General features: G+C 76.9%; 2 protein-coding genes. One reads left to right on the top strand and one right to left on the bottom strand.

Annotated elements, in window-relative coordinates:
* A partial coding sequence (locus AB0E96_RS36995; RefSeq protein ID WP_359830559.1) for a hypothetical protein occupies positions 1 to 68 on the bottom strand: 68 nt, incomplete at its 3' end.
* On the opposite strand from AB0E96_RS36995, the gene AB0E96_RS36990 reads away from it, so the two are divergent.
* On the top strand, positions 52 to 6,297 hold a 6,246-nt coding region (locus AB0E96_RS36990; protein WP_359830557.1), incomplete at its 3' end, for an amino acid adenylation domain-containing protein. The two genes, AB0E96_RS36995 and AB0E96_RS36990, sit on opposite strands and share 17 nt — an antisense overlap.

The raw sequence follows: 6,297 nt of genomic DNA, 5'->3' as shown, positions 1-6,297 counted from the left end.
GGGCTGACGATCACCCCGCCCGGCCGGGTCTGAGCCGGCCAGGCGGGCGGGATGCGCCGCAGCGACACGGTGGAGATGATCCGGTCGTACGGGGCCGACCCGGACGCCGACGCGCCGCTCTCCTACGCCCAGCAGCGGCTCTGGTTCCTCGACCGCTTCGAGCCCGGCAGCACCGAGTACACCTCGCTGTCGGTGCTGCGGCTGCGCGGACCCCTCGACCGGGCCGCCCTGGGCACCGCCCTGGACGCCCTGGTCGCACGGCACGAGGCGCTGCGGACCACGTACGCGGAACGGGACGGCCGGGCCCGGCAGGTGGTGCACCCGCCGCACCCCGTCGAGCTGCCGTACGAGCCCGTCCGGCCGGCGGAGCTGGACGCCCGGCTGGAGCGGATCGCCGCCACCCCCTTCGACCTCGAAGCCGGGCCGGTGCTGCGCGCCCGGCTGCTCGGCACGGCCGCCGAGGAGCACGTCCTCGCCCTGGCCGTGCACCACATCGCCACCGACGGCTGGTCGATGGGCGTGCTCGGCCGCGACCTCGGCGAGCTGTACGCCGCCGCCCTCGAAGGCCGTCGCCCGAACCTGCCCGCGCTGCCCGTCCGGTACGCCGACTACGCGGCCTGGCAGCGCACCCGCACCGCCGCCGCCGAGGCCGACCTCGCCCACTGGCGCGGCGCCCTGGAGGGCCTGGAGCCGCTGGAGCTGCCCACCGACCGGCCGCGCCCGGCGGTGCGCACCCGGGAGGGCGCGCTGGTCGCCTTCACCCTGCCCGCCGACCTGACCGCCCGGCTGCGCGAGCGCGGCCGGGAGGCCGACGGCACCCTCTATACCGTGCTGCTGGCCGCCTGCCAGGTGCTGCTGGCCCGCTGGTCCGGGCAGAGCGACGTCGCCGTCGGTACCGTCACCTCCGGCCGCGAACGGGGCGAACTCCACGACGTGGTCGGCATGTTCGTCAACACCCTGGTGCTGCGCGGCGACATCCGCCCCGAACGGTCCTTCCACGAGCTGCTGACCGCCGCGCAGCGCACCGTCCTGGACGCCCTGGCCCACCAGGAGGTGCCCTTCGAACGGCTGGTGGACGTCCTCCAGCCGGAGCGCGACACCAGCCGCACCCCGCTGTTCCAGGTGATGGTGGCACTGCACAACCTCGGCGCCGAGGCGCCCCGGCTGCCCGGCCTGACGGCGGAGCCGATCACCCCGCCGGTCCGCAACGCTACCTTCGACCTCTCCTTCGACTTCGCCGAGCACGACGGCGCACTGACCGGCTACCTGGAGTACAGCACCGGGCTGTTCGATGCCCGGACCGCCGAACGGCTCACCGCCCGGCTGACCACCCTGCTGACGGCCGCCGCCGAGGCCCCGCACACGCCCGTCGGCGAGCTGCCGCTGATGACCGGGGACGAACGGCGGGAAGTGCTGCGGCAGAGCCGGGGCGAGGCGCTGCCCGGCCCGGACACCACCTTCACCGCCCTGTTCGAGGAGCAGGCCGCCCGCACCCCGGACGCCACCGCCGTGGTCGCCCGGGACGCCACCCTGGACTACAGCGCGCTCAACGCCCGCGCCAACCGGCTCGCCCGCCACCTGGCGGCCCTCGGCGCCGGCCCGGAGCAGGTGGTCGCCGTCCGGCTGCCGCGCACCTCCGACCTGCTGGTCGCCCTGTTCGCGGTGCTCAAGGCGGGTGCCGCCCTCCAGTTCGTCGACCCGGACCTGCCCGAGGAGCGGGCCGCCCTGCTGCTCGACGACACCCGGCCGCGCACCGTCCTCACCGAGCGGACCCTGCGCGAGGTGCCCTGGGGCACCCTGCCCGGCCACGACCTGACCGACGCCGAGCGGACCGCCCCGCTGCTGCCGGGGCACGCCGCCTACCTGATCCACACCTCCGGCTCCACCGGCCGCCCCAAGGGCGTGGTCGTCGAGCACCGCCAGCTGGTCAACCTCTGCCGGGACCACCGGGAGGGGATGCTCGTCCCGCACACCGCCGACGGCGCCCGGCTGCGGGTCGCCCTCAGCGCCTCGCTCTCCTTCGACACCAGCTGGGAGGGCCCGCTGCTGCTGGTCTCCGGCCAGGAGCTCCACCTGATCGACGAGGACGTCCGGCTGGACCCGCAGGCCTTCCTCGCCCGGATCGTCGAACGGCGGCTCGACGTCGTCAACGTCACCCCCTCCTTCCTGCGCGAGCTCACCGCCGCCGGACTGTTCGCCCCCGCCGCCCACCACCCCCGGCTGCTCCAGCTCGGGGGCGAGGCCGTCCCCGCCGCCACCTGGCGGGACCTGTGCGCCGCACAGGCCGAGTTCGGCATCAGCACCTACAACCTGTACGGGCCCACCGAGTGCACCGTCGACGCCGCCTACGCCCGCTGCGCCGACCACCCCGGGCGCCCGGTGATCGGCCGGCCGGGCCGCAACACCGCCGCCTACGTGCTCGACGGCGCGCTGCGCCCGGTGCCGCCCGGCACGCCGGGGGAGCTGTACCTGGCCGGGGCGCAGGTCGCCCGCGGCTACCTCGGCCGGCCCGGGCTGACCGCCGCCCGCTTCCTCGCCGACCCCTACGGCCCGCCCGGCACCCGGATGTACCGCACCGGCGACCTGGCCCGCTGGGACGCCGAAGGGCAGCTGGAGTTCCTCGGCCGCGCCGACGAGCAGGTCAAGATCCGCGGCTTCCGGATCGAACCCGGCGAGGTGGAGGCCGCCCTGCTGACCCACCCCGACCTCGCGGACTGCGCCGTCGCCGCCCGCGAACTGGGCGGCCGGACCCTGCTGGTCGGCTACCCGGTGCCGGCCGGGGACCGGGTGCCGCCCGCCGAGGAACTGCGGGCCTGGCTGCGGCGCACCCTGCCCGACCACCTGGTGCCCACCGCGTTCGTCCCGCTGGCCCGCATCCCGCGCACCACCAGCGGCAAGACCGACCGGCGGGCCCTGCCCGCCCCGTCCGCCCGGCCCGACCGCACCACCGCGTACGTCGCCCCGCGCCCCGGCACCGAGGAGCGGCTCGCCGCGATCTGGGCCGAGGTGCTCGGCGTGGAGCGGATCGGAGCCCGGGACAACTTCTTCGCCCTCGGCGGCGACTCCATCCTCAGCATCCAGATCGTCTCCCGGGCCCGCGCCGCCGGGCTCGCGCTCACCACCAAGGACGTCTTCCGCTACCAGAACGTCGCCGAACTCGCCCTCGCCGCAGGGGAGTCGGCCGCCCCCGTGGCGGCCGGCCGGGAGGCCGAGCCCACCGAGGCGCCGCTCACCCCGATCCAGCACGGGTACCTGGACGGCCGCCGCCCCGGCGACGCGCTGCGCTTCACCATGACCCAGCGGCTGGCCCTGGCCCCGGACACCGACCCGGCGGCCCTGCGCGCGGCGGTGCTCGCCCTGGCGGCGCACCACCCGGCGCTGCGCACCCGGTTCCGCCACGACGGGACCGACTGGCGCCAGGAAGTCCTGGAGCAGGCCCCGGACGGCCTCTTCACGGCCCACGAGGGCGCCGTGGAGGAGGAGGTGCAGCGGGCCGCCGAGCAGGCCCAGCGCTCCCTCGACCCGCTCGGCGGCCGGGTGCTGCGCGCCCTGTTCTTCGACGGCGGCGAGCGGCAGCCGGGCCAACTCGTGCTGACCGTCCACCACCTGGCCGTCGACGGCGTCTCCTGGCGCATCCTGCTGGCCGACCTCGAAACGGCCTACCGCGCCGCCCGCACCGGCGCGCCCGTCCGGCTGCCGGACCAGGGCACCTCCTACGCCCGCTGGGCCACCCGGCTGGAGCGGCACACCCGCTCCGGCGCCCTGGACGGCGACACCGCCCACTGGACCCGCACCGGCGCGGCCCCGGCCGAGCTGCCCGCCGGGCGGCCCGGGCCGAACACCCACGGCGGCGCCGCCACCCTCACCGTGACCCTGGACGAGGAGACCACCGGGGCCCTGCTGCGCCGGGTCCCGGAGGTCTACCGGACCCAGGTCAACGACGTCCTGCTCAGCGCGCTGGGCCGCACCCTGGCCCGCTGGTGCGGCCGGGACACCGTGCTGGTCGGGGTCGAGGGCCACGGCCGCGAGGACCTCTTCGCGGACCAGGACCTCTCCCGGACGGTCGGCTGGTTCACCGCCGAGTTCCCGCTCGCCCTGCGCGTCGACCCCGCGGCCGGCTGGCACGACACCCTGCGCTCGGTCAAGGAGCAGCTGCGCGCCGTCCCGCTGCGCGGACTCTCCTACGGTGCCCTGCGCCACCTGCACCCCGACGCGCTGCCCGCCGACGCGCCCGCGCCGCGGATCAGCTTCAACTACCACGGGCAGTGGGACACCGGCACCGGCGCGGACGGGCTGCTGCGCGGCTCGCTGCCCCCGGCCGGGCGGGACGCCGACCCCGACGAGCCCCGCCCCTACCTGCTGGACGTCATCGGGGCGGTCCAGGACGGCCGGCTCGAACTGGGCTGGACGTACCCGGAGGCGGTGTACGAGGAGGCCACCGTCCGGGCCCTCGCCGAGCAGACCCTCCAGGCCCTGCGCGAGCTCACCGAGCACTGCGCGGACCCCGCCGCCGGCGGCCGCACCCCGTCCGACTTCCCGCTGGCCGGCCTCGACCAGGAACAGCTGGACCGGCTGGTCGGCGACGGCCGCGGGGTCGAGGACGTCCTGCCGCTCACCCCCCTGCAGTCCGGCATGCTCTTCCACGGCCTGGTCGACGAGGACGGCGCCTACGTGGACCGGATCGCCGTCCGGCTGGCCGGCGTCGCCGACCCGGCGGCCTTCGCCGAGGCCTGGCAGCTGGTCGCCGACCGCACCCCCGCGCTGCGCACCTCCGTGCACTGGCGCGGCCTGCCGCACCCCGTCCAGCTGGTCGCCCGCCGCGCCGAACTGCCCGTGCGCCACCTGGACCGGCGGGCGCTGCCGCCCGGGCAGCGGGACGCCGAGACGGAACGGCTGCTCGCCGAGGAGCGGGCCGCCGGACTGGACCTGGGCACCGCGCCGCTCACCCGGCTCGCCCTGGCCGCGCTGCCCGGCGACGAGCTGCTGCTGCTCTGGTCCACCCACCACGTGATCCTGGACGGCTGGAGCACCGGACAACTGCTCACCGAGGTGTGCGAGGAGTACGCCGCGCTCACCGGCGGACCCCAGGCGCCCCGCCCGGTCCGGCGCCCCTTCGCGGACTTCCTGGCCTGGCTGCGCGAGCAGGACGGGCGGGCCGCCGAGGAGCACTGGAGCGACGCCCTGGCCGGGTTCACCGAACGGACCGCGCTGCCCTACGACCGCCGGCCCGCCGGAGCCCACCGGGCCCGCGCCACCGCCGCCGTGCACCGGGTCCTCGACGAGGCGCTCTCGGTACGGCTGCGGGAGAACGCGGCCGCCGCCGGACTGACCGTCAACACCCTGGTCGAGGGCGCCTGGGCGCTGCTGCTGGCCCGCTACGGCGGCACCGGGGACGTCGTCTTCGGCACCACCGTCTCCGGTCGGCCCGCCGAACTCCCCGGCGTCGAGACGATGATCGGCCTGTTCATCAACACCGTGCCGGCCCGGGTCCGGATCCCGGACGGCGAGGTGCGGACCTGGCTGCGCGACCTCCAGGAGCGGCAGAGCGACGGCCGCCGCCATGACCACCTGGCCCTGCCCCGGATCCAGGCCCTGAGCGAACTGCCCGCCGGGGAGGCGCTGTTCGACAGCATGCTGGTGTTCGAGAACTACCCCGTCGACGAGTCCGCCGCCGACCGCACCGGCGTCCGGGTGGTCGAGGTGCGCGCCGACGACGCCACCACCTTCCCCTGGTGCCTGCGCGCCCACCTCAGCGGGCAGCTTGCCTTCGACCTGGCCTACGACCCCGCGCTGTTCGACCCGGACACCGCCCGGGACGCCGCCGACCGCCTCGCCCGGCTGCTGACCGCCCTCGCCGACGGCCTGGACGGCGACCTCGCCGCCCTGGACCCGCTCACCGCGGCCGACCGCGACCTGCTCGCCTCCTGGCACCCCACCGCCCGCCCGGCGGCGCCGAGCAGCCCGCCGCGGATCTTCGCCGAGCGAGCCCGCGCCACCCCCGACGCCCCCGCCGTGCGCGACGGCGAACGGGAACTGACCTACCGGGAGCTCGACGAGTGGTCCGAGCGGCTGGCCGCCCGGCTGCTCGCCGACGGCCTCGCCCCCGAGGAGCGGGTCGCGCTGGCGATGGACCGCGGCGCCGAACTCGTCGTCGCCCAGCTGGCCGTCCTCAAGGCGGGCGGCGCCTACCTGCCCGTCGACCTGCGCGCCCCCGAGGAACGCCGCCGCGTCCTGCTCGACCGGGCCGGCGCGGGCCCGGTGCTGACCGCCGAGCGGGTCGCCGCCGTCCGCGACGAG

The organism is Kitasatospora sp. NPDC036755 (assembly GCF_040636595.1).
Lineage (GTDB): Bacteria > Actinomycetota > Actinomycetes > Streptomycetales > Streptomycetaceae > Kitasatospora.
The sequence above is the reverse complement of the archived record's forward strand: the minus strand, read 5'-3'. Positions and strand labels throughout refer to the sequence as shown.